The following is a 26137-nucleotide window of genomic DNA, read 5'->3' as shown; positions in this document are numbered from 1 at the left end:
TACTGGTGGTGGTCGACTCCGTGCCTGGCGGCTTCCGGTGGCGTCGCGCCGGCGGTCGTCGGCGCCGTGTGTCCAGCAACTCCTGGTGCCGTCGCACCGGTGGCCGTAGACGCCGCGCATCTGGTGGCTGCCTGTGCGCGGTCGCGCCAGTGGCCGTCGACACCGCGCATCTGGTGGCTGGCGGTGTTGTCGTACTGGTGGTGGTCGACTCCGTGCCTGGCGGCTTCCGGTGGCGTCGCGCCGGCGGTCGTCGGCGCCGTGTGTCCAGCAACTCCTGGTGCCGTCGCGAACTCCTGGTGCCGTCGCACCGGTGGTCGTAGACGTCGCGCAGCCCGTGCTGGGCGGGCCTACATTGGACCTACGTCACCGTCGACCGCCCGGGAGCCCGCCATGTCGGTCACCCATACCCTTGAGGCCGATGTCCTGCGGCGGCAGGACCCCGAGCTGGCCGAGATCCTGCTGGGGGAAGTCGACCGGCAGTCGACGACGCTGCAGCTGATCGCGGCCGAGAACTTCACCTCCCCGGCCGTGCTGGCCGCGCTGGGCTCACCGCTCGCCAACAAGTACGCCGAGGGCTATCCCGGGGCCCGCTACCACGGCGGCTGCGAGATCGTGGACGTCGCCGAGCGCATCGCGATCGAGCGGGCCAGGGCGCTGTTCGGGGCCGACCACGCCAACGTCCAGCCGCACTCCGGCTCGTCGGCCGTACTGGCGGCCTACGCGGCCCTGCTGCAGCCCGGTGACACCGTCCTCGCCCTCGGGCTGCCGTACGGCGGGCACCTCACCCATGGCTCCCCGGCCAACTTCTCGGGCCGCTGGTTCGACTTCGTGGGGTACGGGGTCGACGCGGAGACCGGGCTCATCGACCACGACCAGGTGCGCCACCTCGCCCGCAACCACCGGCCCAAGGCCGTCGTGTGCGGCTCCATCGCCTACCCCCGCCACATCGACTACGCCTTCTTCCGTGAGGTCGCCGACGAGGTGGGGGCGTATCTGATCGCGGACGCCGCGCATCCGATCGGGCTCGTCGCCGGGGGAGCGGCACCCAACCCGGTGCCGTACGCCGACATCGTGTGCGCGACGACACACAAGGTGCTGCGCGGGCCGCGCGGCGGGATGATCCTGTGCGGTGGCGAGCTGGCCGAGCGCGTCGACCGGGCCGTGTTCCCGTTCACCCAGGGCGGCGCGCAGATGCACACCATCGCCGCCAAGGCCGTCGCGTTCGGTGAGGCGGCGACGGCGGCGTTCTCCGTGTATGCGCATCAGGTCGTCGCCAACGCGAAGGTCCTGGCCTCCGAGCTGGCCGACGAGGGTCTCGCCGTCACCACCGGCGGCACCGACACCCATCTGATCACCGCCGACCCGTCGCCGCTCGGCGTCGACGGACGCGCCGCACGCGGACGGCTGGCGGCCGCCGGGATGGTGCTGGACTGCTGCGCCCTGCCGCACGGCGACGCACGTGGGCTGCGCCTGGGCACGGCGGCGCTGACCACCCAGGGCATGGGGGAACCGGAGATGGCGCGGATCGCCGTGCTGATGGCGGGGGTGCTGCGAAGTGAGATCGACCCCACCGGGGCGCGTGACGAGGTGCGGGAACTGGCCGGTAGATTTCCGCCGTATCCCGGCTGAGCGGGGGTAGACGCGCGGAAGTGGACCCTCGTACACAGCCTTGCGTGCAACCATCGTCGCTACCCGGAAGTCCCCACTGATATGCGTACGTCGCTAGGGTGTGGGGCTGTGATGGCCAGCGAGACCTGTGGGGAAGCCCGTGCGTGAATACCTGCTGACGCTCTGTATCACGGCCGCGGTGACGTATCTGCTGACAGGGCCGGTACGTAAGTTCGCGATCGTGGCCGGAGCCATGCCGGAGATCCGGGCACGTGACGTGCACCGGGAGCCCACTCCGCGCCTCGGCGGTATCGCGATGTTCTTCGGCCTGTGCGCGGGTCTGCTGGTCGCGGACCATCTGACCAACCTCAACGAGGTCTTCGAGAAGTCGAACGAGCCGCGCGCGCTGCTCTCCGGGGCCGCGTTGATCTGGCTGATCGGCGTCCTGGACGACAAGTTCGAGATCGACGCCCTGATCAAGCTGGGCGGCCAGATGATCGCCGCGGGCGTCATGGTCATGCAGGGTCTGACGATCCTGTGGCTGCCCATCCCGGGTGTCGGCAACGTGGCGCTGACCCAGTGGCAGGGCACGCTGCTGACGGTGGCGCTCGTCGTCATCACGATCAACGCGGTGAACTTCGTGGACGGCCTGGACGGACTGGCCGCGGGCATGGTGTGCATCGCCGCGACCGCGTTCTTCCTGTACTCGTACCGGATCTGGTACTCGTACGGCATCGAGGCGGCCGCCCCGGCGACCCTCTTCGCGGCGATCCTCATGGGCATGTGCCTGGGCTTCCTGCCGCACAACATGCACCCCGCGCGGATCTTCATGGGCGACTCCGGCTCGATGCTGATCGGGCTGGTGCTGGCCGCCGGCGCGATCTCGATCACCGGTCAGCTCGACCCGGACGCGCTGGCCCTGTTCACCGGCTCCGAGAAGGCGGCCGTGCACCAGACGGTGCCCGTCTACATCCCGCTGCTGCTGCCGCTGACGATCATCGCGGTGCCGGCCGCCGACCTGGTGCTGGCCATCGTGCGCCGCACCTGGCGCGGACAGTCGCCGTTCGCCGCCGACCGGGGTCATCTGCACCACCGGCTCCTGGAGATCGGCCACTCGCACAGCAGGGCCGTGCTGATCATGTACTTCTGGTCGGCGCTGATCGGCTTCGGCGCGCTGGCCTACTCGGTGAACTCCGCGTCGATGTGGATCGTGCTCGGCGTCGTGTTCTTCAGCGCGATCGGTCTGCTGCTGCTCCTGCTGCCCCGGTTCACCCCGCGAGCCCCGCGCTGGGCCGAGCGCTTCGTGCCGCCGCGCTACCGCCGTGGCCGCGCGGCCGAGGCCCACGCCGAAGCCCCCGCGGGAGCCCCCGCCCCCGCCGCGGCCTTCGAGGCGGCCCCGGCGGCCGGCGAGGAGCAGCCCGCCCCGGTGCCCGCCGGTCTGACCGGGGTCAACGGCGCGACCGCCATCGGTCCCCGTTCGCGGTTCCTGGACGGGCGCAAGGCCGGCTCGTCGCGCTGACGTTCTCCCGGGTAAGCCCGCCAAGGTAAGAATCTGACTAGAGCATTGCCAACTCGTGGGGGAGTAAAGCCCCCCAATACCAGACATCTCACCCCGGTTTCCGCACAGACGCGCAGGGTCACTCTCATGTGTGACGGCGAGCACACGTGCCAGGTAAAGACCTCATCAAATAGTTTGTGATACGGTTCACGAGAACCCCGGATAGAGCCGAAGGACCCGAGTACGACGGTCCGATGGCCTGAGGTCTAGGACTCTCTGACCGGGACTACGCTCGTCCATGACGACACCCTGCCCCCTGTGAAAGCGGAGTTGCCGCCATGCCGTCCAATGACGTCCGGATCCTGGCCCAGGCCGCCGTACCCACGGCTGCCGTCGGCGCGCTCGCCGCCGTCGTCAGCGCTGTGGTCGCGGGCGGCAAGGGGGCGCTGGGGGCCGTCGTCGCGACGCTGGTGGTGATCCTCTTCATGGGGATCGGCCTCTATGTCCTGCAGCGCACTGCCAAATCGCTTCCGCACCTGTTCCAGGCCATGGGGCTCATGCTGTACACAGCGCAGCTGCTGTTGCTGTTCGTCTTCGTCGCCGCCTTCAAGAACACCACGCTGTTCAATCCCAAGGCCTTCGCCATCACGCTCGTGGTCGGCACCCTCACGTGGATCGCCGCGCAGGCGCGTGCGCACATGAAGGCCAAGATCCTCTACGTCGAGCCCGAGAAGTCCGAAAAGACCGGGCACTCGTCGTGAGAGGTAGGGCCGGGATAAAGGCGCACGAGAGATCCTGCTATCGTCCGGTGCCAACTGCGGCATCGCGGGCGCGGGCATCCGAGCTGACGCCTGCTCAATCGCGAGGCGAGATGCCCCACAGCCGCCCCCACATCCGTAACACCAGTCCCGTGCCGAACCGCGGCCGCACGCCGCGCCGACACAACGAGGTTGCCGTACCTATGCGCCATGCTGAAGGAGCCCGCGGTGAGTGCTGACCCGACGCAGGTGCTCGCCTTCGAGACCGACTGCCACATCTTCGACGGCTGTGGCTTCCCGGCTCCCGGCCTGCACTCGTTCCTGTTCAAGCCCCTGTGGGGCGATGCCGACAGCAACGTGTACTTCAACAAGACGATGCTGCTGGCGCTGCTCGGCTCCATCATCATCGTCGGCTTCTTCTGGGCGGCCTTCCGCAGGCCCAAGGTCGTCCCGGGGAAGATGCAGATGGTCGCCGAGGCCGGCTACGACTTCATCCGGCGCGGTGTCGTCTACGAGACCATCGGCAAGAAGGAGGGCGAGAAGTACGTTCCGCTGGTCGTCTCGCTGTTCTTCTTCGTGTGGATGATGAACCTCTGGTCCGTCATTCCGGTCGCCTCCTTCCCGGTGACGGCGATCATCTCGTACCCGCTCGTCCTGGCGCTGATCGTCTACATCCTGTGGATCTCGCTGACCTTCAAGCGCCACGGCTTCGTCGGCTTCTTCAAGAACGTCACCGGGTACGACAAGTCGCTGGGCGCGGTGCTGCCGCTCGCCATGACCATCGAGTTCTTCTCGAACCTGCTGGTGCGGCCCTTCACCCACGCGGTGCGACTGTTCGCGAACATGTTCGCGGGCCACACCCTGCTGCTGCTCTTCACGATCGCCAGCTGGTACCTGCTGAACGGCATCGGCATCGCCTACGCCGGCGTCAGCTTCCTGATGACCATCGTGATGACGGCCTTCGAGCTCTTCATCCAGGCACTGCAGGCGTACGTCTTCGTTCTCCTCACGTGCACCTACATCCAGGGTGCCCTCGCCGAGCACCACTGAGCGCCCCGCCTCACCACCCCCCGATCGTCCGGTGGCCAACCCCCACCGGTCCGTAAAGAAGAAGGAAGAACTGGCATGTCCCAGACCCTTGCTGCCGCTGTTTCCGGCTCGCTCGGCTCCATCGGTTACGGCCTCGCCGCCATCGGCCCCGGCGTCGGCGTCGGCATCATCTTCGGTAACGGCACGCAGGCCCTGGCCCGCCAGCCCGAGGCTGCCGGCCTGATCCGCGCCAACCAGATCCTCGGCTTCGCCTTCTGTGAGGCGCTCGCCCTCATCGGCCTGGTCATGCCGTTCGTCTACGGCACCTGATCAGCCGATCAGCGACAGCCCCCTAGACGAAAGGCACTGACATGAGCCAGCTGCTCATTCTGGCGGCCGAGGAGAAGGAAAACCCCCTCGTCCCGCCGATCCCCGAGCTCGTCATCGGCCTGCTCGCCTTCGTCATCGTCTTCGGCTTCCTCGCCTGGAAGCTCCTTCCGAACATCAACAAGGTTCTGGAGCAGCGCCGCGAGGCCATCGAGGGCGGTATCGAGAAGGCGGAGGCCGCGCAGACCGAGGCGCAGAGCGTTCTTGAGCAGTACAAGGCTCAGCTCGCCGAGGCCCGGCACGAGGCCGCGCGCCTGCGCCAGGAGGCGCAGGAGCAGGGCGCCACGCTCATCGCCGAGATGCGGGCCGAAGGCCAGCGGCAGCGTGAGGAGATCGTCGCCGCCGGTCACGCCCAGATCGACGCCGACCGCAAGACCGCTTCCGTCGCGCTGCGTCAGGACGTCGGCAAGCTCGCCACCGAACTGGCCGGCAAGCTCGTCGGCGAGTCCCTCGAGGACCACGCCCGTCAGAGCCGTGTGATCGACCGCTTCCTCGACGAGCTCGAGGAGAAGGCCGAGGCGACCCGATGACGGGTATGCACGGAGCGAGCCGCGGGGCACTGGCAGCCGCACGTGAGCGTCTCGACGCGCTGACGGACACCACGTCCGTGGACGCGACGCGGCTCGCCGACGAGCTGGCGGCCGTCACCGCGCTGCTCGACCGTGAGCCGTCGCTGCGTCGGGTCCTCACCGACCCGGCGCAGGCCGGCGAGGCCAAGGCCGAGCTGGTGCGCCGACTGATCGGCGGCCAGGTCAGCGGCGAGGTCGCCGACCTGGTGTCCGGCCTGGTCCGTTCCCGCTGGTCGCAGCCTCGCGACCTGGTGGACGCGCTGGAGGCGCTGGCGGACATCGCCGACCTCACGGCGGCGGAGAAGGCGCACACGCTCGACGACGTCGAGGACGAGCTGTTCCGGTTCGGCCGGATCATCTCCTCGAACACCGAGCTGCGCGCCGCGCTGACCGACCGCAAGGCCGGCACCCCGGCCAAGATCGAGCTGCTGCACCGGCTGCTCGGCGGCCGTGCCAAGCCGGCCACCGAGCGTCTGGTGACGCGCCTTGTGACCGTGCCGCGGGGACGTAGCCTGGAGGCGGGACTGGAGTCCCTGTCCAAGGTCGCCGCCGAGCGCCGGGACCGCCTGGTCGCCGTCGTCACCTCGGCGGTGCCGCTGAGTGACACGCAGAAGCAGCGCCTGGGCGCCGCCCTCGCGAAGCTCTACGGCCGCAAGATGCACCTCAACCTCGACGTCGACCCCGAGGTCGTCGGCGGGATCCGGGTGCAGGTCGGTGACGAGGTCATCAACGGTTCCCTCGCGGACCGTCTTGAGGACGCCGCCCGCCGCATGGCGAGCTAGCAGCAACGCGGTAATCGAAAAAGGTAATTACGGCCCTGGTTGGGCCGTGCAGAGGATTCACCTCGTTCAGGGGGGAGTCCCCATCCCCCCAAGTGAAACTTCGGGCCCAACAAGGAGAGCAGGGAACCCAGATGGCGGAGCTCACGATCCGGCCGGAGGAGATCCGGGACGCGCTGGAGAACTTCGTCCAGTCGTACAAGCCGGACGCGGCCTCGCGCGAGGAGGTCGGTACGGTCACCCTTGCCGGCGACGGCATCGCGAAGGTCGAGGGCCTGCCCTCGGCCATGGCCAACGAACTGCTGAAGTTCGAGGACGGCACCCTCGGACTCGCGCTCAACCTGGAAGAGCGCGAGATCGGCGCCATCGTCCTCGGTGAGTTCAGCGGTATCGAGGAGGGTCAGCCGGTGCAGCGCACCGGTGAGGTCCTCTCCGTCGCGGTCGGCGAGGGCTACCTCGGCCGCGTCGTCGACCCGCTCGGCAACCCGATCGACGGTCTCGGCGAGATCGAGACCAGCGGTCGTCGTGCCCTCGAACTGCAGGCCCCCACGGTCATGCAGCGCAAGTCGGTGCACGAGCCGATGGAGACCGGCTACAAGGCCGTCGACGCGATGACCCCGGTCGGCCGTGGTCAGCGTCAGCTGATCATCGGTGACCGCCAGACCGGCAAGACCGCCCTGGCCGTCGACACGATCATCAACCAGCGTGACAACTGGCGCACCGGCGACCCGAACAAGCAGGTCCGCTGCATCTACGTCGCCATCGGCCAGAAGGGCTCCACCATCGCGTCGGTCCGCCGCGCGCTGGAGGAGAACGGCGCGCTGGAGTACACGACCATCGTCGCCGCCCCGGCGTCCGACCCGGCCGGCTTCAAGTACCTGGCGCCCTACACCGGCTCGGCCATCGGCCAGCACTGGATGTACGAGGGCAAGCACGTCCTGATCATCTTCGACGACCTGTCGAAGCAGGCCGACGCCTACCGCGCCGTGTCGCTGCTGCTGCGCCGCCCGCCGGGCCGTGAGGCCTACCCGGGTGACGTCTTCTACCTGCACTCCCGGCTGCTGGAGCGCTGCGCGAAGCTCTCCGACGACATGGGCGCCGGCTCGATGACCGGTCTGCCGATCGTCGAGACCAAGGCCAACGACGTCTCGGCGTTCATCCCGACCAACGTCATCTCCATCACCGACGGCCAGTGCTTCCTGGAGTCGGACCTGTTCAACGCCGGTCAGCGCCCCGCGCTGAACGTCGGTATCTCCGTCTCCCGAGTCGGTGGTTCCGCGCAGCACAAGGCGATGAAGCAGGTCTCCGGCCGTCTCCGCGTCGACCTGGCCCAGTTCCGTGAGCTGGAGGCGTTCGCCGCCTTCGGTTCCGACCTGGACGCCGCCTCGAAGTCGCAGCTGGAGCGCGGTCAGCGCATGGTCGAGCTGCTGAAGCAGGCCCAGTACCAGCCGATGTCCACCGAGGACCAGGTCGTCTCCGTCTGGGCCGGCACCACCGGCAAGATGGACGACGTTCCGGTCGCCGACATCCGCCGCTTCGAGAAGGAGCTCCTGGAGTACCTGCACCGCAAGGAGCAGGGCCTCATGACCTCCATCAAGGAGGGCGGCAAGATGTCCGACGACACGCTGACGGCCGTGGCCGACGCGATCGCGGACTTCAAGAAGCAGTTCGAGACCTCCGACGGCAAGCTGCTCGGCGAGGACACTCCGGCCGCTGCCGCCAAGTGACGTAAGGAAGGGACCTGACTCATGGGAGCCCAGCTCCGGGTCTACAAGCGTCGCATCCGATCCGTCACCGCGACCAAGAAGATCACCAAGGCGATGGAGATGATCGCCGCCTCGCGTGTCGTCAAGGCGCAGCGCAAGGTGGCGGCCTCCACGCCGTACGCGACCGAGCTCACCCGCGCGGTCACGGCGGTCGGTACCGGTTCGAACACCAAGCACCCGCTGACCACGGAGACGGAGAACCCGAGCCGTGCCGCGGTCCTGCTCCTCACGAGCGACCGCGGTCTGGCCGGTGCCTTCAACTCCAACGCCATCAAGGCGGCGGAGCAGCTGACCGAGCGCCTGGAGCGCGAGGGCAAGCAGGTCGACACGTACATCGTCGGCCGCCGTGGTGTCGCCCACTACAACTTCCGTGAGCGCAAGATCGCGGAGTCGTGGACCGGCTTCACCGACGAGCCCTCGTACGCGGACGCCAAGAAGGTGGCGGAGCCTCTGATCGAGGCCATCGAGAAGGAGACGGCGGACGGCGGCGTGGACGAAATCCACATCGTCTTCACCGAGTTCGTCTCGATGATGACGCAGACGGCGCTCGGCGCCCGGCTGCTGCCGCTGCGCCTCGAAGAGGTCGCGCAGGAGACGCCGAAGGGCGAGATCCTGCCGCTGTTCGACTTCGAGCCCTCGGCAGAGGACGTCCTCGACGCCCTGCTGCCGCGCTACGTGGAGAGCCGTATCTACAACGCGCTGCTCCAGTCGGCCGCTTCGAAGCACGCCGCCACGCGGCGCGCGATGAAGTCGGCGACCGACAACGCCGGTGAGCTCATCGAGAGCCTCTCCCGGCTTGCCAACGCGGCCCGCCAGGCCGAAATCACCCAGGAAATCAGCGAGATCGTCGGTGGCGCGAGCGCCCTGGCCGACGCGACCGCGGGGAGTGACCGCTAATGACCACCACTGTTGAGACCGCGACGGCCACGGGCCGCGTCGCCCGGGTCATCGGCCCGGTCGTCGACGTGGAGTTCCCCGTCGACGCGATGCCGGAAATCTACAACGCCCTTCACGTCGAGGTGGCCGACCCGGCCAACGCCGGCGCGAAGAAGACGCTGACCCTGGAGGTCGCCCAGCACCTGGGTGACGGCCTGGTCCGCACCATCTCCATGCAGCCCACCGACGGTCTGGTCCGCCAGGCCCAGGTGACCGACACCGGCTCCGCCATCTCGGTTCCCGTCGGCGACTTCACCAAGGGCAAGGTGTTCAACACCCTCGGTGAGGTGCTGAACGTTGACGAGACCTACGACGGCGAGCGCTGGCCGATCCACCGCAAGGCCCCGAACTTCGACGAGCTCGAGTCGAAGACCGAGATGTTCGAGACGGGCGTCAAGGTCATCGACCTGCTCACCCCGTACGTCAAGGGCGGCAAGATCGGCCTGTTCGGCGGCGCCGGCGTCGGCAAGACGGTGCTCATCCAGGAGATGATCTACCGTGTCGCCAACAACCACGACGGTGTCTCCGTGTTCGCCGGTGTCGGTGAGCGCACCCGTGAGGGCAACGACCTCATCGAGGAGATGACCGACTCGGGCGTCATCGACAAGACTGCCCTGGTCTTCGGTCAGATGGACGAGCCCCCGGGCACCCGTCTGCGCGTCGCGCTGGCCGGCCTCACCATGGCCGAGTACTTCCGTGACGTCCAGAAGCAGGACGTGCTGTTCTTCATCGACAACATCTTCCGCTTCACGCAGGCCGGTTCCGAGGTCTCCACGCTGCTCGGCCGGATGCCCTCCGCGGTGGGTTACCAGCCGAACCTGGCCGACGAGATGGGTCTCCTCCAGGAGCGCATCACCTCGACCCGTGGTCACTCGATCACCTCGATGCAGGCGATCTACGTCCCCGCGGACGACCTGACCGACCCGGCCCCGGCCACCACCTTCGCCCACCTCGACGCGACGACGGTTCTGTCCCGTCCGATCTCCGAGAAGGGCATCTACCCGGCCGTGGACCCGCTGGACTCCACGTCCCGCATCCTGGACCCGCGGTACATCGCGCAGGACCACTACAACGCGGCCATGCGCGTGAAGACGATCCTGCAGAAGTACAAGGACCTCCAGGACATCATCGCGATCCTCGGTATCGACGAGCTCGGCGAGGAGGACAAGCTCGTCGTCCACCGTGCCCGTCGTGTGGAGCGCTTCCTGTCCCAGAACACCCACGTCGCCAAGCAGTTCACCGGCGTGGACGGCTCGGACGTGCCGCTCGAAGAGTCGATCGCCGCGTTCAACGCGATCTGCGACGGTGAGTACGACCACTTCCCCGAGCAGGCGTTCTTCATGTGCGGTGGCATCGAGGACCTCAAGGCCAACGCCAAGGAGCTGGGCGTCTCCTGAGCCCCGTGCTCATCTGAGAGGGGCTGGGCACCTCCCTCCGGGGTCGCACCCGGCGGGGGTGTGTCAGCCCCTCTCTCCACGCCCTCTAGAATTGACCCACACCCGGCACTACCGCCGGGTGGTGACCCGAGGAGCCACCCTTGGCTGCTGAGCTGCACGTCGAGCTGGTCGCCGCGGACCGCCAGGTCTGGTCCGGCGAGGCCACCCTGGTCGTCGCGCGCACCACCTCCGGCGACATCGGCGTCATGCCCGGTCACCAGCCGCTGCTCGGTGTGCTGGAGTCGGGCCCGGTGACCATCCGTACGAGTGATGGTGCAACGGTCGTCGCCGCGGTGCACGGCGGTTTCATCTCGTTCGCTGACAACAAGCTGTCGCTGCTGGCCGAGATCGCCGAGCTGTCGGACGAGATCGATGTCCAGCGCGCGGAGCGGGCGCTCGAGCGCGCGAAGTCGGACGCGGACGCGTCCGCCCAGCGCCGCGCGGACGTTCGACTGCGTGCGGCGGCATCGCGCTGAACCAGCGCACTGTGTGATGACGTCACTCAGCCGCGGCTGGGACCGGAGCAATCCGGCCCCAGCCGCGGCTGAGGCAGATGTGGGTGTTTTTTCCGTTCCGTTACCTAGGAGACGAGGAGGTCGGTGCCGATGGTCCTCGCTCTGACTGTGTGCGGAGTCGTGGTCGCGCTCGTGGTGGTGGGACTCTTCCTGTTCGGCCTGCGGCGCAGACTGATCCAGCGGTCCGGCGGAACCTTCGACTGCAGCCTGCGCTGGGACGTACCGGAGAAACCCGACGCCGGCGGCAAGGGCTGGAGCTATGGCGTCGCCCGCTACAACGGCGACCGGATCGAGTGGTACCGGGTCTTCTCCTACGCCCCCCGCCCGCGCCGCGTCCTGGAACGCTCGCAGATCGAGGTGGCCGGCCGCCGGCTTCCCGAGGGCGAGGAGGAACTGGCGCTGCTCTCCGACGCCGTCATCCTCGCCTGTACCCATCGGGGCATCCGCCTCGAACTCGCCATGAGCGAAGACGCGCTGACCGGATTTCTCGCGTGGCTGGAAGCAGCCCCGCCCGGTCAGCGCGTCAATGTTGCTTAGAGGGCCATTACTCCGTTACGACAGGCCGGAGTTGATGGCGCTCACCAGTTCGCCGTTGCTGGTGTCACCGCTGAACTCCCAGAAGAAGGCGCCGCCCAGGCCCTGGGACTTGGCCCACGCCATCTTGCTGTTGATGGTGGCGGGAGTGTCGTACGACCACCAGTTGCTGCCGCAGTGCGCGTACGCCGTGCCCGCGATGGTGCCGGTGGCCGGGCAGGACGTCTTGAGCACCTTGTAGTCCTCGATGCCCTGCTCATAGGTGCCGGCCGCCGGGCCCGTGGCCGTGCCGCCCGGGGCGTCCTGGGTGACGCCGGTCCAGCCGCGGCCGTAGAAGCCGATGCCGATGAGCAGCTTGCTCGCGGGCACGCCCTTCGCCTTGTACTTGGCCATCGCGTCGGCCGTGGTGAAGCCGGCGGTCGGGATGCCGCTGTACGAGGTGAGCGGGGAGTGCGGGGCCGTCGGGCCCTGCGCCGCCCAGGCGCCGAAGAAGTCGTACGTCATCACGTTGTACCAGTCGACGTACTGGGCCGCGCCCGCGTAGTCGGCCGCGTCGATCTTGCCGCCGGAGGAACCGTCGGCGGTGACCGCGGCGGTGACCAGGCTGTTCGAGCCGAACTTGGCGCGCAGCGCGGACATCACGTTCTTGAAGGCCGCCGCCCCGCTGGTGTCACAGGACAGACCGCACGCGTTCGGGTACTCCCAGTCGATGTCGATGCCGTCGAACACATCGGCCCATCGCGGGTCCTTGACCAGGTTGTAGCAGGACTGCGCGAACGCGGCCGGGTTGGCCGCCGCCTGCCCGAAGCCGCCGGACCAGGTCCAGCCGCCGAAGGACCACAGCACCTTGATGTTCGGGTACTTGGCCTTCAGCTCGCGCAGCTGGTTGAAGTTGCCGCGCAGCGGCTGGTCCCAGGTGTCGGCGACGCCGCTGACCGACTGGTCGGCGGTGAAGGCCTTGTCGTAGTCGGCATAGGAGTCGCCGATCGCGCACTGGCCGTTGGTGACGTTGCCGAAGGCGTAGTTGATGTGGGTGATCTTGGCGGCCGAGCCGGACGTCACCAGGTTCTTGACGTTGTAGTTGCGGCCGTAGATGCCCCACTCGGTGAAGTAGCCGAGCTTGACCTTGTCGCCGGTGGGCGGGGGATTGGTGCCGCCACCAGTGGTGTGGACCGCGACCGCGCCGCTGACCGGACCGGTCTGGTCGGCGGTGTCACGGGCCTGGACGGTGTAGGAGTAGTCGGTGCCGGCGCTCAGGCCGTTGTCCGTGTACGAGGTGGTCGTCACGGTGGCGACCTTCGAGCCGTCGCGCAGCACGTCGTAGTTCTTGATGCCCTTGTCGTCGGTCGCCGCCGACCAGGACAGCTTCACCGAGGTGTCGGTGATGTTCGACGCGGTCGGGGTGCCGGGCGCGGAGGGCGCCGCGTCACCGGGGACCGTGGTGCCGTCGCAACTGTCGCCGTTCAGCTTGCAGTTGGACGGTGAGCCGGAGCCGGCGCCGTTGAAGCCGAAGGAGACGGAGGCACCCGGGGCGATGGAGCCGTTGTAGGACTTGTTCTTGGCGGTCCAGTGGGTGCCGGAGGAGGTGACGTCCGCGTCCCAGGCCGAGGTGACGGACGTACCGGAGGGGAAGTCCCACTCGATCGTCCACGAGCTGATGGCGGTGGTGCCGGTGTTCTTGACGGTCCACTTGCCCTCGAAGCCGGAGCCCCAGTCCTGGGTCTTGGCGTAGGTGGCGGTGGCGGTCGTCGCGGCCTGGGCGGGGCTCGCGAGGCCTACCAGTCCGGCCAGGGGGAGCAACAGGGTCGCGAACCCTGCCGCGGCTCTGTGTCTGAAGCGCATGCTGCGCCTCCCTCTTTCTCGGGGGTGTCAGGGGCATGACTGAGCCTTCACGCCCACGGTGCCGCGAGAATAGAAAGGTCTGGACCACGGGTCAATAGGTCTGGACCACTCGCCCGGAATTACCCTAGATCCCCAACTCTTGGGCCAGCACGGCCGCTTGGACCCTGCTGCGCAGCTCCAGCTTCGCCAGCAGACGGCTGACGTGCGTCTTCACGGTCCCCTCCGCCATGTCCAGCCGCTCGGCGACCCCCGCGTTGGACAGCCCCTCCCCGAGGCAGGACAGCACCTCGCGCTCACGGGGGGTCAGCGACTCCAGGACCGCGGGATCGGCGCTCGACTCCCGCACCGGCCGTGCGGCGAACTCGGCGATCAGCCGCCGGGTGACGGCCGCGGCGACGATCCCCTCCCCGCGCGCCACCGTGCGCACCGCCTCCAGCAGATCCTTCGCCTCGGTGTTCTTCAGCAGAAACCCGGCCGCACCGGCCCGCAGCGCCCCGAAGACATACTCGTCGAGGTCGAAGGTGGTGAGCACCAGCACGTCCGCGAGCCCCTCCGCGACGACCTTCCGGGTCGCCGACACCCCGTCGAGACGCGGCATCTGAACGTCCATCAGCACCAGATCCGGCCGCAGTTCCCGGGCCAGCGCCACCGCCCGCTCCCCGTCCGCCGCCTCGCCGGCCACCTCGATGTCGGGCGCGCTGTTCAGGATGAGCACCAGCCCGGCGCGCACGGCGGACTGGTCCTCGGCGACCAGGACGCGGATCATTCTGGGTCTCCTTCGATCACGGGGAGGGTGGCACGTACGGCCCAGAGCCCGTCCTCGGGGCTGGCGGCGAACCGGCCGCCGAGCAGGGTCGCCCGCTCCCGCATCCCGGTCAGCCCGGCGCCGGAGCCGGGGGCGCGGGGGGCGTCCCGATGGCCGTAGGGGCTGGTCACACGGAGGTCGAGCATGCCGTCCCGCTGGGCCAGGCGGACGGTGACACGGCCCGGGCCGGCGTGCTTGAGCGCGTTGGTCAGGGACTCCTGGACCATGCGGTACGCGGCCAGCTCGACCGGGGCGGGCACCCGGCCGTGGTCGGCGTCCAGGGTGACGTCGAGGCCGTTGGCACGGGCGCCGTCGACCAGGGTGGTGAGGCCGTCGAGGGTGGGGGTGACGGCAGGTTCGTGTTCGCCGCCGCGGTCCCGCAGGATCCCGATCAGCCGCCGCATCTCGGCGAGCCCCTCGACGCTGTTCTCCCGGATGACGGCGAGGGCTTCCTGGGAGGTGCCGGGGTCGTCGATGGACAGCGCGGCCGTGGAGTGGATGGCGATCGCGGACAGATGGTTGGCGACCATGTCGTGCAACTCGCGGGCCACCCGCGCCCGTTCGGCGGTCACCGCCTGGACGCGGTCCATCTCGGCCAGCAGGGCGTTCTGTTCGGCACGCAGCCGGGCCGCCTCGGCCGCGTCACGGTGGTCGCGCACGACCGAGCCGGTGGCGGCGGGGGCGAACGCCACCACGCCGACCCCGACACCGATCAGCAGACCCGCCGGATCACGCCAGAGCGCGGCCGGCACCACCCCGCCGATCACCGTGAGCAGCCCGGTGATCCAGGGGATGCGGCGGGCGGAGGCCGGGGTGCCGTACAGGACGGCCGCGTACATGAGGTCGGTGAACAGGACGACCGTGACCACGCTGCCCTGCGTCACCGTGTCCACGGTCAGCATGGCGGTGCCCACCAGCATGGCGAACCTCGGCCGGGTGCGGCGCAGCAACTCGCAGGCGGCCGTCACGGCCAGCGGCACCAGCACGGCCCACCGCTGCGGCCACAGCACGAGGCTGTCCGTGACCTCCCGGGGGCTGAGCCCGAGCCCCCACATCAGCACACCTCCGAGGAAGCCGCCCACGGCGATGCGTATGTCGTCGCGGTGCGGGCGCGGAAGCGTCAGGGCCATGCCCCCATCCAACACGGCGCGCGCACCGCACGCGTGCTCCTGTGGAACGGTCCCGAACTGCATCTTTCGATGTACGGGGAGTTCCTCACCGACGACGACGCGGCCGGCGCGGACCGACGGGAGCCTGGAGGGGTGACCGAGAGGAGCGAGACGTGATCGTCGGGTTGATCGTGGCCTGTGAGGTGGCCTTCTGGGTGCTGCTGGCGGCCGGACTTGCCTTCCGCCATCCGCTGAGGATGCCGCGCACCGGGCTGGCCCTGCTGCTGTGCGAGCCGCTGCTGGAGCTCGTGCTGTTCGCCGTCACGGCGATCGACCTCAAGAACGGCGCGGAGCCCGACTGGCGGCACGGCCTCGCCGCCGTCTACATCGGCTTCACCGTGGGTCTCGGGCACTCCACGATCAAGTGGGCCGACGCCCGGATCGCGCACCGGTTCGCCGGCGGCCCGCCGCCGGTGAGGCCGCCGAGGTACGGCACGGCCCGCGCCGTCCACGAGTGGAAGGTCGCGGGCCGCTGGATCCTGGCGTCCGTGGTGGCCATCGCCCTGCTCCAGGCCGCGGTCTGGTACGTCGGCGACGACGCCGGGACCGGTTCGCTGCGGGCATGGCAGCTGAGGATGGTGTGGGTGATCGGCATCAACCTGATCATCGCCGCGAGCTACACCCTGTTTCCCAGGCGGGAGCCCGCCAAGCTCCCCTAGCGCTCCCCGCCCGGCACCCACAGCACGTCCCCGACCTCCTTGTTGGCCGTTCGGGCCAGAATGAAGAGCAGGTCCGAGAGACGGTTGAGGTAGGTGGCCGTCAGGGGGTTCATGATCTCGCCGTGGACCTCCAGGGCCGCCCACGTCGAGCGCTCGGCACGGCGTACGACCGTGCAGGCCTGGTGGAGCAGGGCCGCGCCGGGGGTACCGCCGGGCAGGATGAAGGAGCGCAGCTTCTCCAACTGCTCGTTGAAGCGGTCGCAGTCCGCCTCCAGCTTGTCGACGTAGAACTGCTCGACCCTGAGCGGCGGGAACTCGGGGTTCTCCACCACCGGCGTCGACAGGTCCGCACCCACGTCGAACAGGTCGTTCTGCACCCGGGTGAGGACCTCGACGATCTCCTCCGCCAGACCGCCCAGCGCGATCGCCGTACCGATCACCGCATTCGCCTCGTTGGCGTCGGCGTAGGCCGAGATCCGCAGATCGGTCTTGGCGACCCGGCTCATGTCACCAAGGGCGGTGGTGCCCTTGTCGCCGGTCCTGGTGTAGATGCGCGTCAGATTGACCATGTGACCAGCGTAGTTACCCTCCGGCCGTTCGGAACACGCGTGTGCCCACCGTCACGGCCAGAGTCGCGAAGGCGACGGCGACGAGGACGCCGTAGAGCATGTGGGCCGTCGTGTAGGAGCCGACGTACGCGTCCCGCACCGCGTCCACGAGATAGCGGAACGGGACGAAGTGGGAGAGCACGTCCAGCCAGCCCGGAGCCAGGGTCATAGGCAGCATCAGGCCCGACAGGAGCATCGACGGCATGGTCAGCGCGTTGACCAGCGGGCCGAACTCCTGCGGGGTGCTCACCTTCATCGCCATCGCGTACGACAGCGAGCCGAGCGAGACGGTGAGCAGGGCGACGAACGCGAAGCCGATCAGGATGCCGGGCAGCGGCGCGCGCAGCCCCATCGCCACCGCGGCCAGCACCAGCAGCACCGCCTGGAAGACGAAGACCGTGGCGTCGCGCAGCACCCTGCCGAGCAGCAGGGCGAGCCGGCTGACCGGAGTGACGCGCATGCGCTCCACCACTCCCTGCCCCTTCTCGATGATGATCGTGAACCCCGCGAAGGCGGCCCCGAACAGGCCGAGTTGGAGCAGCAGCCCGGGGACGAGAACCTGCCAGGAACTGCCCCGCGCACCGAGCGGCAGGCCGGTGAGCAGCGGGCCGAAGAACAAGAGGTACAGCAGCGGCATCAGGACGCCGAAGAGCAGCGCGAAGCGGGAGCGCAGGGACTGGCGCAGATAGCGGCCGTAGATGAGTGCGGTGTCGTGCAGGAGCATCGGCTCGGTCCTCGGTGTCCTATACGGCTACGGGGGCGGCGTCGGCCGGGGCAGGCCCGCGGCCGGTGATGGCGAGAAACGTGTCCTGGAGCGAGGCGTCGATCGAGCCGCCGTGCTCCAGCTTCAGCGCGCTCGGTGTGCCCTCGGCCACGACCACGCCCCGGTCGACGACGACCAAGCGGTCGGAGAGGGCGTCGGCCTCGTCCAGATAGTGGGTGGTGAGGAAGACCGTCGTGCCGTGCTCGTCGCGCAGCCGACGGATCAGGGCCCAGAGGTCCGCGCGGCTGCCGGGATCGAGACCGGTCGTGGGCTCGTCGAGGAACAGGACCTTCGGGCGGTGGGTGAGTGCCATCGCGATGTCCAGGCGTCGTCGCTGACCGCCCGACAGCGCGGACGTCCTGCGGTCCAGCAGGCCGGTGAGGTCCAGGTCGCGGGCCAGTTCCGCGGCGCGCTCGACGGCCCGAACCCTTGGCAGGCGGTACAGGCGGCCCTGGGTGACCAGCTCCTCCCGCACGCCGATCTGCCCGTCGACGCCGCCGGACTGGGCGACGTAGCCGCATGCGCGGCGCACCCCGGCCGGGTCGGTGGCCAGGTCGTGGCCGGCCACCGTCGCCGCGCCGCCGGTCGGCTTCAGCAGGGTGGTGAGCATCCGCAGGGTGGTCGTCTTGCCGGCGCCGTTCGGGCCGAGGAAGCCGAGGATCTCGCCCTCGCGGACGGTGAGGTCGATGCCGCGCACGGCCTCCACGGGGCCGCGTTTCGCCTGGAAGGTGCGGGCCAGTCCGGCCGCGCTGATGACTGCTGTCATGCCGCCAGGAAAACAGAGTCCCTGAAATTTTGCAATGACTCCAAGTTTTCACTCTGTCCAGTGAAGTGGCCCGGCGCGGCTAGGATTCGGCCATGGCAGAAGGGCTCCGGGAGCGGAAGAAGCGGCAGACCAGGCAGTACATCTCGGATGTCGCCACGGGCCTGTTCATCGAGCGCGGATTCGACGCGGTGACGATGGCGGAGATCGCCGACGCGGCCAATGTCTCCGTCAACACGGTCTACAACTACTTCCCGGCCAAGGAGGACCTCTTCTTCGACCGGTCCTCCGGCATGATCGACCGGCTGGCCCGCTGGGTGCGCGGCCGCGCCGACGGGGAGTCGGCCGCCGTGGCGGTGCTGCGCGAACTGCGCGAGGAGGTCGAGGCGGTCTCGCCCCGGGTCGGGCTGATCCCCGGCTACGCCCGCTTCATGCGGGTGATCGAGGAGGCGCCCGCGCTGCGCTCCCGGCTGTGGGCGATCCAGCAGGAGATCCAGGCCAATCTTGAGGCCGTCCTGCGCGAGGAGACCGGTGCGGCGCAGGACGATCCGCTCCCCGGTCTGATGGCGGGTCAGATCAACTGGGCCCACCACGCCGTCATGTCCGCCATCGCCTGCGAGATGATCAAAGGTCGCGATCCGCGTGAAGTGTCCCGAGAGATGCTGGTCCTCCTTGACGACATAGAGGACCTGTTCAGTGAAAAGGTGCTCAACTACGCCGTCCGAGGCTTGGAATGACCCCTCCCGGTGTGATGTCCGTCAGCTGAGACGTGACGCGCATTACTTACCGGTCACACGGCCCCTCACGAGCGCTATCGTCCGCGAAAGAGCCATACGTAAACAGCGTGTAAGGGGAGTGGGAGTGGCACGGAAGCTCGCCGTCATCGGGGCCGGTCTCATGGGTTCCGGCATTGCCCAGGTCTCCGCGCAGGCGGGCTGGGACGTCGTCCTGCGTGACGTCACCGACGAGGCACTCAAGCGTGGCACCGACGGCATCAAGGCCTCGTACGACAAGTTCGTGAGCAAGGGCAAGATGGAGGCGCACGACGCCGACGCCGCCCTTGGCCGCATCACCGCGACCACCGACCTGGACGCGGCCGCGGACGCCGATGTCGTCGTCGAGGCCGTCTTCGAGAAGCTCGAGGTCAAGCACGAGATCTTCCGCGCGCTCGACAAGATCGTGCGCCCGGAGGCGGTGCTCGCCTCCAACACCTCCGCGATCCCGATCACCAAGATCGCGGCGGCCACCGAGCACCCCGAGCGGGTCGTCGGTGTGCACTTCTTCTCGCCGGTTCCGATGATGCAGCTCGTCGAACTCGTCCGCGGCTACAAGACCAGCGACGAAACCCTCGCCACCGCGCGGGAGTTCGCCGAGTCCGTCGGCAAGACCTGCATCGTCGTCAACCGGGACGTGGCCGGCTTCGTCACCACCCGGCTCATCTCGGCCCTCGTCGTCGAGGCGACCAAGCTGTACGAGTCGGGCGTCGCGACGGCCGAGGACATCGACCTCGCCTGCAAGCTGGGCTTCGGTCACGCCATGGGCCCGCTCGCCACGGCGGACCTCACCGGTGTCGACATCCTGCTGCACGCCACCAGCAACATCTACACGGAGTCGCAGGACGAGAAGTTCGCGCCGCCGGAGCTGATGCGCCGGATGGTTGACGCCGGTGACATCGGACGCAAGAGCGGGCAGGGCTTCTACACGTACTGAAACGCGTGTACGTACCGCCGCTGAAACCGCACAGTCCCCGCGGGTATCACCCGCGGGGGTGAATTCGGTATCGGTTCGCTTACAGACGGCAACCTGGCCGCCGCTGAAGCAGTCAGACGGTGCAACGCACCGTCTTGGAGTACCTGGAGCACGACGCCGCACTCACGGGGAGCGCATATGCACATCAGGGGCGACCACGCCGGGCTGGTCGTCGGGGGCCGCCTCGACGTCCGCAGCGCGGCGGACGCCCGTACGGTCCTGCATGCGGCCGTCGACGGCGGAGTCGGCGACCTCGTGCTCGACCTGTCAGAACTGGACTCCTGGGACGCCACCGGACTCGGGGTGATCATGGGCGCCCACCGGCGGGCCGGCCGCTGCGGCCGCCGCCTGGTGCTGCGCGGTGTACCGCCGCAGATGCAGCGCCTGCTGGTGGCCACCCGGCTGCACCGGATCCTGGCCATCGAGGGAGGCATCGGGGTGGAGTCGCTGCCCCGGGTGTAACTCCTCGATCGGGTGTGCTCCACGGTGTGGACGAGACCCGGTCGGACAGCGGCGAACCGCACGTCGCGCGCAATCCTCACGAGACTGTGACGTCTCGGACGGCCCGGTACCCCGACCTGTCGGAGATACTGTGCGAAGGTTTAAGGTTCGGTCGCCCGCAGCCATGCAACCCTCGAGCGGGCCCGGACCAGAAGCGACAGCGCGGTGTGCAGCAGGCCGGGAGGGGCCGGATACGGGCACACGACGCTTTTGGGGGGCTAGGAACCTATGGACCCGATCAACCGGGGACCCGAGGGGCACGGCCAGGACGGTGACGGCAGCATGCCGCGCCAGCGCCCGCCCCGGGAATCCCTCACTTCAGACTTCGTCCAGAGCGCACCCGCACTCGCCCGCACGGTGCAGCTCGTCTCGGGCGACCTCCTGCTCACCGTCAATCCCGTCGACGGCAGCGAGATAGAGCTCTGCCCGCCCGCGGAGCGGCCCGGCCGGCCCGCGAAGCTCACCGCGGCCGGGCGCGCCCAGACCGAGCGCGCCGCCCGGCCGCCCGTGCCCCCGGGACCATCGCAGCCCGCGCTGCCGCTCCTGGAGCGCCAGGAAGAGCGCGAGCGCCTGGTGCGGCTGCTCGCCCGCGGCCGCTCCGTACGGCTCACCGGCCCGGCCGGCGCGGGCCGCAGTGCCCTCCTCGACCTCGTCGCCGACGACTGCTCGGACCTCGCCCCCGACGGCGTGGTCCGCCTCACCGGGTACCACCGCACCACGAGCGACCTGCTCCACGACCTGTTCCACGCGGTCTACGACGCACCCCTGCACCGGCCGGCCCAGGACGAACTGCTGGAACTGGTCCGGGAGATCGGCGCGGTCGTCGTCGTCGACGACATCCAGTTCGGCGGCACCGGGCTCGACGAGCTCATCGACGCCACCCCCGAGTGCGCCTTCCTGATCGGCGCCACCCCGGACGTGCCCGCCCCCTCCGCCGACTCCGCGATCGAGGAGGTCTTCCTCGGCGGCCTGGACCGCGCCGCGGGCGTGGACCTGATGGAGCGCGCCGTCGGCCGCGTCCTCACCGAGGACGAGTCCAACTGGGCCGGCGACCTCTGGTTCGAGTCCGAGGGCCTGCCCCTGCGCTTCGTCCAGGCCGGGGCCCTGCTGCGGCAGCGCGAACAACTGCGGGCCAGCGCGGGCGCGGTCGACGAGGTCGGTGTCTTCGAGGACGTACGGCTCCCGGCCGATGCCCCGGTCGAGGCGGAACCGGTCGACGCCGCGGAGGTGCCCCTGCCGTCCCTCGGCGAGGCCGCCGCGCCCGCGCCGCTGCTCGCCTCCCGGCTGAGCGCCTCCGCCCGCGCCGCCCTGCGCTTCGCCGTCGCCCTGGGCGGCGAGGTGCCGCACCAGGCCCATCTGCCCGCCCTGGTCGGCGACACCCACGCGGACGCCGCCCTCGCCGAGCTGGCCGCCTGCGGACTGGTCTCCCCGGTCGGCTCCCGCTACCGCCTCGCGGCCGGTGTGCAGGCCCAGCTGGAGGCCGCCGGATACGCCGACGACGCCGACGACACCGCCCTCACCGCGGCCCGGCACTACGCCTGGTGGGCCGGACACCCCTCCGTCACCCCGGAGCGGGTGTGCGCCGAGGCAGACGCGCTGCTCGCCGCGCTGGCCGTCGTGGTGCCCGCGACGGCGTCCCCGGCCGAAGGCGAGGAGAGCACCGCCGTGGAGCTGGCCCGCACGGCCGCCCCGGCCTTCGCCGCAGGCCTCCACTGGAACGCCTGGGACCGGGCGCTGCGCTCCGGCTCCGAGGCCGCCCGGCAGACCGGTGAGGTCTCCGAACAGGCCTACTTCCACCATGAGTTGGGCATACTCGCGCTCTGCGGCGGACAGCTCGACCGGGCCCGCGCCGAGCTGGAGGCCTCCAACGGGCTGCGCGGCGCCCTCGCCGACAAGCGCGGCACGGTCGCCGGCCGACGCGCCCTCGCCCTGGTCGCCGACCGCGCGGGCGACGTGTCCGGCGTGGGGGCCACGGCGGGCGAGGAGGTGCCCGACGCGCGCCACGACGAGTCGGCGTCGCCGCCCGGCGGAGTTCGCGCGGCCTACCTGCCGGCGCTGCCGCCCGCGGGTGACACGCTGGTCACCCACCGGTCCTCGGACCCGGCGCCGAAGACCCAGGGCGGCGGCCTGCGGCGGCTGGCCCGGCGCAACCTCGTCGCCGCCGGTTCCGGCGCGCTGCTCGCCGCGGTGCTCGGCACGGTGGTCACCCTCGGCATGACGTCGCACGACAGCGCCGACGACCCGTCGCACAACGTGAGCGTCAACCCCTCGGCCAGCCAGGGCACCGACGACGGCAGCCTCGGCGCGGACCCGACGCAGGACGACGGGAGCAAGGGCGACACGGGCACGGCCACCAGCCGCCCGACGGACTCGGGCTCCCCGTCCGACACCCCCGAGCCCTCGGACCGGCCGAGCGGGACGAAGGGGTCGGGCGGCGGCAGCGGCGGCACCTCGCCGAAGCCGTCCAAGTCCAGCTCGCGCCCGACGTCCCCGCGGCCGTCGACCTCGCACTCCCCGTCGTCGACCCCGTCGTCGACCCCGACCCGGTCGAGCACGCCCACACCTACGCCCACGCCGACCGCGTCGTCGACCCCGACGACCTCCAACTCGGCCAGCGGCCCCGCCTCCAGCGCCCCCGCCACGTCGAGCGGCTCGGCCGGTGCGCCGGAGAGCAGCGTCTCGGGTGCGGTGATCTGAGGCCGCGCACTGGTCTCCCACGGCACATGAGGGCCGGGTCCCCGTCCGGGACCCGGCCCTCACCGTCGTACGTACCGAAGCGGCTCCCGGCGCCTCAGAACAGCCGCAGCTTGTCGTCCTCGATGCCCCTGAGCGCGTCGTAGTCGAGGACCTGGCAGCCGATACCCCGGTCGGTCGCGAGGACCCGGGCCTGGGGCTTGATCTCCTGGGCGGCGAAGATGCCGCGCACCGGGGCGAGATGGGGATCGCGGTTCAGCAGTTCGAGATAGCGGGTGAGTTGCTCCACGCCGTCGATCTCGCCGCGCCGCTTGATCTCGATCGCGACGGTCTGCCCGTCGGCGTCCCGGCACAGGATGTCGACCGGGCCGATGGCGGTCATGTACTCGCGGCGGATCAGGGTGTAGCCCTCGCCGAGGGTCTCGATGCGGTCGGCGAGCAGCTCCTGGAGGTGTGCTTCCACGCCGTCCTTGATCAGGCCGGGGTCCACGCCGAGTTCGTGCGAGGAGTCGTGGAGGACTTCCTCCATGGTGATGATCAGCTTCTCGCCCGTCTTGTTGACGACGGTCCAGACGCCTTCCTCCTCGCCGGCCCCCTCCTTCAGCGTGCAGGGCGGCGACATCCAGTTGAGGGGCTTGTAGGCCCGGTCATCCGCATGGATCGAGACGCTGCCGTCCGCCTTGACCAGGATCAGGCGGGGGGCCGAGGGGAGGTGGGCGGTGAGCCGGCCGGCGTAGTCGACGGAGCACCGGGCAATGACGAGACGCATGGTCGGCAACGCTACTCGACACCCTGCCGCCCACGCGATTCGCCCACCTGTCTCCCGTCTCCCGCCTCACCGGAGACCCTCGGGGCTGCCCCTTTTGCATTGGTAACTCTTGTTCATCCTTGGCCGATTGTGCCCCCAATGGGACCGGGCCATGTACGCAATCTGCTGGTGCGGTCACCGTCGGTTGCCTACCGTAGTAAACGGGAGGTCGCGATCCGTGTACGCAGCGTGTTCGGTATCGCGAACTCTCTTACCTGTCCGGCAACCCCTGCTCGTCGGGGGTGCGAGAGGAGAACCCATGTCGCTCGACGTCTCACCGGCCCTACTCGAACAGGCCGAGCGAGGCGAGGTCGACGAAGCTGCCTTCGTCGACTGCGTCCGGACCTCCCTGCCCTATGCGTGGGAGATGATCAGCTCCCTGGTGGCCCAGCTGAAGGTGGACGGCGGACAGTTCGCCGACAACCAGACGCCCCCGCCGGACGAGCAGGCACGGGGCCAGCTGCTCCGCGCACTCGCGAGTGACGCCATACGCGGGGCGCTGCAGCGGCACTTCGGTGTGCGGCTGGCCTTCCAGAACTGCCACCGGGTGGCGGTGTTCCCGCTGGACGCCTCGGTCGACGAGACGCTGGCCCGCTTCACCTCGGTGCGCAGTCAGCTGCTGAACCAGTCCCCGGAGCTCCGGGACTGCTGACGCGGAGCTCCGGGACCGCTCACGCAGTGAGCCGCTTGCTTGCCGCTCCACACGCGGGAGGTGCAATCGGTACAGGGGCGGCAAGCTCTCTGCGTGGCACGGGTGTTGACCGGCGCGACGGACGGTTCGTTCAGCGGAGGCCGGGCAGTACCTCCGCACCGAGCCGCCGAACGTTCTCCTCCGTCGCCGCAAGGTCGCCCGAACCCTCGACCATCAGGGCGAACCGGGTGATTCCGGTTCGCTCCGAGGTCGCCGCGAGCCGGTCGGCGCACAGCCGCGGGGTGCCCACCGGGTGCAGTCCGCAGAGCAGTTCGGTGTACGCCAGCGGATCGCGCATCGCGCGCTGCCGGCCGTCCACCGTCACATGGGCCTCCAGGCCCTGCTTCAGCCAGCCCGGCATCGCCTTCAGCAGCGTCTCCGCCGCGTCGGTGCGCCGGTCCGCGATCTGACAGACGCCCGCCGAGACATGGGCCGCGCCGAGGATCTCGTCCGTGGGCCGCCCCGCCGCGCGTGCGTGCTGCCGCCACAGGGCGACCATCTCGGCCTTCTCCTCGTCCCCGATGTGCATGCCGAGCAGCATCGGCAGCCCGCGCTCGGCCGCCAGCCGTACGCTCGCCGGCGAGGTACAGGCGACGACGACCTCGGGACCCGGGGTGTCCGTCAGCGCCTCCGACGGGCGGGGTACGACGGGGACCTCACGGAAGGAGAACCGTTCCCCCGCGGCCGCGACCGCCGGTTCGCGCAGCCAGCGCACCAGCAGATCGAGTGATTCCGGGAACCCGTGCTCGTACGCACCGAGGCCGGAGCCGAACACCTCCAGGTCCACCCAGGGCCCGCCGCGCCCCAGGCCGAGGGTGAAGCGCCCGCCGCTCGTCACATGCAGCAGCGCGGCCTGCTCGCCGAGGGCGACCGGGTGGACGGTGGGCAGTACGCTGACGGCCGTGCCGACCCGGATGCGCTGGGTGCGGCCCAGCAGCAGGGCGGCCAGGGTGACCGCCGATGGACAGGTGCCGTACGGCACGAAGTGGTGTTCGCCGAGCCAGACGGTGTCCAGCCCCGCCTCCTCGGCGACCTCCGCCGAGCGGACCGCCCGGTGCAGGGCCTCCCCCTGGCCTTGGCCCGGGAACTGGGCCGCCAGCACAAAACTTCCGACGCGCATCGTTCTTTTCCTGCTTCCTTGGCTCCGACGCGGAGCTCCCCCACCCGGCATAACCGTCCGACACGTGCCGAGGACACGGCCTCGCGAAGAGATTTCCGGATTGTCTGCAGAACGGGTCGCCCTGGAGAGGGACTTGTGCGGGTTGGTTCC

The 26137-nt window shown here is 69.7% G+C and carries 27 protein-coding genes; 19 read left to right on the top strand and 8 right to left on the bottom strand.

Annotated features, from left to right (window positions below; translation table 11 throughout):
• The 13 genes from ACZ4EG_RS40550 to ACZ4EG_RS40490 all read left to right on the top strand — a co-directional run.
• On the top strand, positions 1–320 hold a 320-nt coding region (locus ACZ4EG_RS40550; protein ID WP_467794183.1), incomplete at its 5' end, for a hypothetical protein.
• Between the two features lie 70 nt (positions 321–390).
• Entirely contained in the window at positions 391–1629 is a 1239-nt protein-coding gene (locus tag ACZ4EG_RS40545) for a serine hydroxymethyltransferase (protein ID WP_467794182.1), read from the top strand.
• Between the two features lie 139 nt (positions 1630–1768).
• Positions 1769–3127 (top strand): MraY family glycosyltransferase, encoded by a 1359-nt coding sequence (locus ACZ4EG_RS40540; protein ID WP_453558814.1) that lies wholly within the window; start codon positions 1769–1771, stop codon positions 3125–3127.
• 317 nt (positions 3128–3444) lie between these two features.
• Complete coding sequence (locus ACZ4EG_RS40535; protein WP_453558816.1) at positions 3445–3867, top strand: hypothetical protein; 423 nt, start codon at positions 3445–3447, stop codon at positions 3865–3867.
• 225 nt (positions 3868–4092) lie between these two features.
• On the top strand, positions 4093–4914 hold the full coding sequence (gene atpB / locus ACZ4EG_RS40530; RefSeq protein WP_467794181.1) for a F0F1 ATP synthase subunit A: 822 nt from the start codon (positions 4093–4095) through the stop codon (positions 4912–4914).
• 75 nt (positions 4915–4989) lie between these two features.
• A complete protein-coding gene (gene atpE, locus ACZ4EG_RS40525; protein ID WP_276107404.1) occupies positions 4990–5223 on the top strand; it encodes an ATP synthase F0 subunit C in 234 nt (77 codons plus the stop codon).
• Between the two features lie 41 nt (positions 5224–5264).
• Positions 5265–5810 (top strand): F0F1 ATP synthase subunit B, encoded by a 546-nt coding sequence (locus ACZ4EG_RS40520; protein WP_453558822.1) that lies wholly within the window; start codon positions 5265–5267, stop codon positions 5808–5810.
• Between the two features lie 5 nt (positions 5811–5815).
• Positions 5816–6631: a F0F1 ATP synthase subunit delta gene (locus tag ACZ4EG_RS40515; protein WP_467794200.1), complete on the top strand. Its 816-nt coding sequence runs from the start codon at positions 5816–5818 to the stop codon at positions 6629–6631.
• A gap of 131 nt (positions 6632–6762) precedes the next feature.
• Entirely contained in the window at positions 6763–8355 is a 1593-nt protein-coding gene (gene atpA, locus ACZ4EG_RS40510) for a F0F1 ATP synthase subunit alpha (RefSeq protein WP_467794180.1), read from the top strand.
• Between the two features lie 21 nt (positions 8356–8376).
• Positions 8377–9291, top strand: a complete 915-nt coding sequence (locus ACZ4EG_RS40505; RefSeq protein WP_390708920.1) for a F0F1 ATP synthase subunit gamma — start codon at positions 8377–8379, stop codon at positions 9289–9291.
• Positions 9291–10727 carry a F0F1 ATP synthase subunit beta gene (gene atpD / locus ACZ4EG_RS40500; protein ID WP_453558828.1) on the top strand — a complete coding sequence of 479 codons (1437 nt, stop codon included), beginning with the start codon at positions 9291–9293 and terminating at the stop codon, positions 10725–10727. The genes ACZ4EG_RS40505 and atpD overlap by 1 nt, the downstream gene beginning before the upstream one ends.
• Before the next feature lie 140 nt (positions 10728–10867).
• The gene (locus ACZ4EG_RS40495) at positions 10868–11242 is read left to right on the top strand and encodes a F0F1 ATP synthase subunit epsilon (RefSeq protein WP_453558831.1); all 375 of its coding nucleotides are present in this window, start codon (positions 10868–10870) and stop codon (positions 11240–11242) included.
• Positions 11243–11371: 129 nt separating this feature from the next.
• Positions 11372–11818 carry a DUF2550 domain-containing protein gene (locus ACZ4EG_RS40490; protein ID WP_453558834.1) on the top strand — a complete coding sequence of 149 codons (447 nt, stop codon included), beginning with the start codon at positions 11372–11374 and terminating at the stop codon, positions 11816–11818.
• A gap of 15 nt (positions 11819–11833) precedes the next feature.
• On the opposite strand, the gene ACZ4EG_RS40485 is transcribed toward ACZ4EG_RS40490, so the two are convergent.
• The 3 genes from ACZ4EG_RS40485 to ACZ4EG_RS40475 all read right to left on the bottom strand — a co-directional run bounded on the left by ACZ4EG_RS40485 (position 11834) and on the right by ACZ4EG_RS40475 (position 15592).
• Entirely contained in the window at positions 11834–13657 is a 1824-nt protein-coding gene (locus ACZ4EG_RS40485) for a glycosyl hydrolase family 18 protein (protein WP_453558837.1), read from the bottom strand.
• Between the two features lie 124 nt (positions 13658–13781).
• Positions 13782–14423 (bottom strand): response regulator, encoded by a 642-nt coding sequence (locus ACZ4EG_RS40480; RefSeq protein WP_467794179.1) that lies wholly within the window; start codon positions 14421–14423, stop codon positions 13782–13784.
• Entirely contained in the window at positions 14420–15592 is a 1173-nt protein-coding gene (locus ACZ4EG_RS40475) for a sensor histidine kinase (RefSeq protein WP_467794178.1), read from the bottom strand. The genes ACZ4EG_RS40480 and ACZ4EG_RS40475 overlap by 4 nt, the downstream gene beginning before the upstream one ends.
• A 152-nt stretch (positions 15593–15744) precedes the next feature.
• On the opposite strand from ACZ4EG_RS40475, the gene ACZ4EG_RS40470 reads away from it, so the two are divergent.
• The gene (locus ACZ4EG_RS40470; RefSeq protein WP_467794177.1) at positions 15745–16290 is read left to right on the top strand and encodes a hypothetical protein; all 546 of its coding nucleotides are present in this window, start codon (positions 15745–15747) and stop codon (positions 16288–16290) included.
• Here ACZ4EG_RS40470 and ACZ4EG_RS40465 read toward each other — a convergent pair.
• Genes ACZ4EG_RS40465 through ACZ4EG_RS40455 form a run of 3 tightly spaced genes read right to left on the bottom strand, consistent with a single transcriptional unit; the run spans position 16287 to position 18427 of the window.
• The gene (locus ACZ4EG_RS40465) at positions 16287–16859 is read right to left on the bottom strand and encodes a cob(I)yrinic acid a,c-diamide adenosyltransferase (protein ID WP_453558846.1); all 573 of its coding nucleotides are present in this window, start codon (positions 16857–16859) and stop codon (positions 16287–16289) included. The two genes, ACZ4EG_RS40470 and ACZ4EG_RS40465, sit on opposite strands and share 4 nt — an antisense overlap.
• Positions 16860–16872: 13 nt before the next feature.
• Positions 16873–17622: an ABC transporter permease gene (locus ACZ4EG_RS40460; RefSeq protein ID WP_453558848.1), complete on the bottom strand. Its 750-nt coding sequence runs from the start codon at positions 17620–17622 to the stop codon at positions 16873–16875.
• Between the two features lie 19 nt (positions 17623–17641).
• A complete protein-coding gene (locus tag ACZ4EG_RS40455; RefSeq protein WP_467794176.1) occupies positions 17642–18427 on the bottom strand; it encodes an ATP-binding cassette domain-containing protein in 786 nt (261 codons plus the stop codon).
• Between the two features lie 92 nt (positions 18428–18519).
• Here ACZ4EG_RS40455 and ACZ4EG_RS40450 point away from each other — a divergent pair, with 92 nt between their 5' ends.
• The 4 genes from ACZ4EG_RS40450 (at position 18520) to ACZ4EG_RS40435 (ending at position 23371) form a co-directional block, all read left to right on the top strand.
• The gene (locus ACZ4EG_RS40450) at positions 18520–19161 is read left to right on the top strand and encodes a TetR/AcrR family transcriptional regulator (RefSeq protein ID WP_467794175.1); all 642 of its coding nucleotides are present in this window, start codon (positions 18520–18522) and stop codon (positions 19159–19161) included.
• 124 nt (positions 19162–19285) lie between these two features.
• Positions 19286–20134 (top strand): 3-hydroxyacyl-CoA dehydrogenase family protein, encoded by an 849-nt coding sequence (locus ACZ4EG_RS40445; protein WP_467794174.1) that lies wholly within the window; start codon positions 19286–19288, stop codon positions 20132–20134.
• A gap of 177 nt (positions 20135–20311) precedes the next feature.
• Complete coding sequence (locus ACZ4EG_RS40440; RefSeq protein WP_263212752.1) at positions 20312–20635, top strand: STAS domain-containing protein; 324 nt, start codon at positions 20312–20314, stop codon at positions 20633–20635.
• A gap of 267 nt (positions 20636–20902) precedes the next feature.
• Complete coding sequence (locus tag ACZ4EG_RS40435; protein ID WP_467794173.1) at positions 20903–23371, top strand: ATP-binding protein; 2469 nt, start codon at positions 20903–20905, stop codon at positions 23369–23371.
• A 94-nt stretch (positions 23372–23465) separates the two neighbouring features.
• Here the strand turns inward: ACZ4EG_RS40435 and nucS are convergent, their stop codons facing one another.
• The gene (gene nucS / locus ACZ4EG_RS40430; RefSeq protein WP_363294292.1) at positions 23466–24137 is read right to left on the bottom strand and encodes an endonuclease NucS; all 672 of its coding nucleotides are present in this window, start codon (positions 24135–24137) and stop codon (positions 23466–23468) included.
• Positions 24138–24435: 298 nt separating this feature from the next.
• Here nucS and ACZ4EG_RS40425 point away from each other — a divergent pair, with 298 nt between their 5' ends.
• Positions 24436–24828: an SCO5389 family protein gene (locus ACZ4EG_RS40425; protein ID WP_351350219.1), complete on the top strand. Its 393-nt coding sequence runs from the start codon at positions 24436–24438 to the stop codon at positions 24826–24828.
• Between the two features lie 130 nt (positions 24829–24958).
• On the opposite strand, the gene ACZ4EG_RS40420 is transcribed toward ACZ4EG_RS40425, so the two are convergent.
• Positions 24959–25987, bottom strand: a complete 1029-nt coding sequence (locus ACZ4EG_RS40420) for an LLM class flavin-dependent oxidoreductase (protein WP_390708934.1) — start codon at positions 25985–25987, stop codon at positions 24959–24961.
• Positions 25988–26137 lie beyond the last annotated feature (150 nt).

The organism is Streptomyces sp. NPDC025638 (assembly GCF_055558775.1).
The sequence above is the reverse complement of the archived record's forward strand: the minus strand, read 5'-3'. Positions and strand labels throughout refer to the sequence as shown.

Bases quoted from the DNA above. Each gene is read 5' to 3' on its own strand.
- ACZ4EG_RS40545 (WP_467794182.1), top strand. From the start codon at position 391: ATGTCGGTCACCCATACCCTTGAGGCCGATGTCCTGCGGCGGCAGGAC.
- ACZ4EG_RS40535 (WP_453558816.1), top strand. From the start codon at position 3,445: ATGCCGTCCAATGACGTCCGGATCCTGGCCCAGGCCGCCGTACCCACG.
- atpE (WP_276107404.1), top strand. From the start codon at position 4,990: ATGTCCCAGACCCTTGCTGCCGCTGTTTCCGGCTCGCTCGGCTCCATC.
- ACZ4EG_RS40520 (WP_453558822.1), top strand. From the start codon at position 5,265: ATGAGCCAGCTGCTCATTCTGGCGGCCGAGGAGAAGGAAAACCCCCTC.
- ACZ4EG_RS40515 (WP_467794200.1), top strand. From the start codon at position 5,816: ATGCACGGAGCGAGCCGCGGGGCACTGGCAGCCGCACGTGAGCGTCTC.
- atpA (WP_467794180.1), top strand. From the start codon at position 6,763: ATGGCGGAGCTCACGATCCGGCCGGAGGAGATCCGGGACGCGCTGGAG.
- ACZ4EG_RS40505 (WP_390708920.1), top strand. From the start codon at position 8,377: ATGGGAGCCCAGCTCCGGGTCTACAAGCGTCGCATCCGATCCGTCACC.
- atpD (WP_453558828.1), top strand. From the start codon at position 9,291: ATGACCACCACTGTTGAGACCGCGACGGCCACGGGCCGCGTCGCCCGG.
- ACZ4EG_RS40490 (WP_453558834.1), top strand. From the start codon at position 11,372: ATGGTCCTCGCTCTGACTGTGTGCGGAGTCGTGGTCGCGCTCGTGGTG.
- ACZ4EG_RS40485 (WP_453558837.1), bottom strand. From the start codon at position 13,657: ATGCGCTTCAGACACAGAGCCGCGGCAGGGTTCGCGACCCTGTTGCTC.
- ACZ4EG_RS40480 (WP_467794179.1), bottom strand. From the start codon at position 14,423: ATGATCCGCGTCCTGGTCGCCGAGGACCAGTCCGCCGTGCGCGCCGGG.
- ACZ4EG_RS40475 (WP_467794178.1), bottom strand. From the start codon at position 15,592: ATGGCCCTGACGCTTCCGCGCCCGCACCGCGACGACATACGCATCGCC.
- ACZ4EG_RS40465 (WP_453558846.1), bottom strand. From the start codon at position 16,859: ATGGTCAATCTGACGCGCATCTACACCAGGACCGGCGACAAGGGCACC.
- ACZ4EG_RS40460 (WP_453558848.1), bottom strand. From the start codon at position 17,622: ATGCTCCTGCACGACACCGCACTCATCTACGGCCGCTATCTGCGCCAG.
- ACZ4EG_RS40455 (WP_467794176.1), bottom strand. From the start codon at position 18,427: ATGACAGCAGTCATCAGCGCGGCCGGACTGGCCCGCACCTTCCAGGCG.
- ACZ4EG_RS40450 (WP_467794175.1), top strand. From the start codon at position 18,520: ATGGCAGAAGGGCTCCGGGAGCGGAAGAAGCGGCAGACCAGGCAGTAC.
- ACZ4EG_RS40440 (WP_263212752.1), top strand. From the start codon at position 20,312: ATGCACATCAGGGGCGACCACGCCGGGCTGGTCGTCGGGGGCCGCCTC.
- ACZ4EG_RS40435 (WP_467794173.1), top strand. From the start codon at position 20,903: ATGGACCCGATCAACCGGGGACCCGAGGGGCACGGCCAGGACGGTGAC.
- nucS (WP_363294292.1), bottom strand. From the start codon at position 24,137: ATGCGTCTCGTCATTGCCCGGTGCTCCGTCGACTACGCCGGCCGGCTC.
- ACZ4EG_RS40425 (WP_351350219.1), top strand. From the start codon at position 24,436: ATGTCGCTCGACGTCTCACCGGCCCTACTCGAACAGGCCGAGCGAGGC.
- ACZ4EG_RS40420 (WP_390708934.1), bottom strand. From the start codon at position 25,987: ATGCGCGTCGGAAGTTTTGTGCTGGCGGCCCAGTTCCCGGGCCAAGGC.